Origin of the sequence: Microcoleus sp. F10-B2 (genome assembly GCF_036704965.1) — a bacterium.
In the GTDB taxonomy this organism is placed as follows: Bacteria; Cyanobacteriota; Cyanobacteriia; order Cyanobacteriales; family Microcoleaceae; genus Microcoleus.
This window is the reverse complement of sequence record NZ_JAUBTB010000236.1, coordinates 1-1,131: the sequence shown is the minus strand read 5'-3', so window position 1 is coordinate 1,131 and position 1,131 is coordinate 1. Positions and strand designations below refer to the sequence as shown.

The following is a 1,131-nucleotide window of genomic DNA, read 5'->3' as shown; positions in this document are numbered from 1 at the left end:
AATTAAATCTGGCGCGTGCTCGTCAGCAAATAGCCTAGCCCCACTGGTTTACTCTTTTGACAATTAATCCACCCTGCTTGCGCCAACACCAAATGTACTCCGTCTTCGATATCTTTTTTGAGGTTCTTGACGCCGACATACATATTTTCCTACCTGCTTTTTCTGAAGTTCAGTACCTTCAAATATTGCCAAACTATAGGCGATTGTCATCAGCAGAATTATGTTAATCAGTCGGTTGCCTTTTAAGCTAGTTCCTTCCAGATCGTAGCCGACTGTTTTACAATCTCGAAACATTTCTTCGATACCCATCCGTTGCTTATAAGCATCGATCGCTGCCTGCAATGAACCTAAATTTGTGAGAATAAACCACGCTTCATCAACCCGACACGCCCCATAGTTTCTTTTCCACTTACAAGCAACATCAAATCCAGTAGCAGGCTGAGTTTTTCTCACTCTTTTACCTTGAAAATATAAAGAGGTTCCCGGCACTATTCCTAATTCATCTAATCGCTGCCAAACTAAATGTTCTGTTTCGATTAAGATGATTCTTCTTCAGTCTCAAGCAAAAAGATACACCCTTTTCCTTCAGCCAGTTTCCTAAATCGACCGAACAAAATTCACGATCTCCTAAAACGATGACTTTATATTCTGAAAACAATGGTAAAACAGGCTGTAGATTTGTCGTTTGTTCCTCGAAGTTGCTGCTGCCCAATTTGGGTAACAATGACCAGTATAATGGAATCGCTCTGCGCTCCCAGATTAAGCTAACCATGAACAAATTAATACAGCCCCATTGACTGCGATCGATTGCAATTGATAATCTTTGACCAACACGGCAATAAGTGGTTAACCAATAAGTAATTAATGGGAACCAAATTAATCCAATCGTTAAGTTCGGTAAATCTAAAAACCTTTGTAATTTACGTCGCCGACTTTCGGCTGTAATTAGACAGGGAAATACTCGGGAGAGCCGCTCTAATCTCACTTGTTTTTCTGATTGCATCAAGGATAGCAAAATTGTCATCACCAAAAACTGAGATGGCGTCAGGTATTTTTGTAACCCACATTCCGCAGATGTGGGTCGGATTTCTTTATCAGTTGTGAAAACTTGGAAGCCAAACACTTTTAGGC

1 protein-coding gene and 1 pseudogene are annotated in these 1,131 nt (G+C 40.5%); both read right to left on the bottom strand.

Going from position 1 to position 1,131, the window contains the following annotated elements; genetic code table 11:
- Positions 1-63: 63 nt before the first annotated feature.
- A complete protein-coding gene (locus QUA99_RS32905) occupies positions 64-453 on the bottom strand; it encodes a hypothetical protein (protein ID WP_333245867.1) in 390 nt (129 codons plus the stop codon).
- Positions 454-499: 46 nt separating this feature from the next.
- A pseudogene (locus QUA99_RS32900) lies at positions 500-1,131 on the bottom strand (hypothetical protein); the annotation flags it as partial.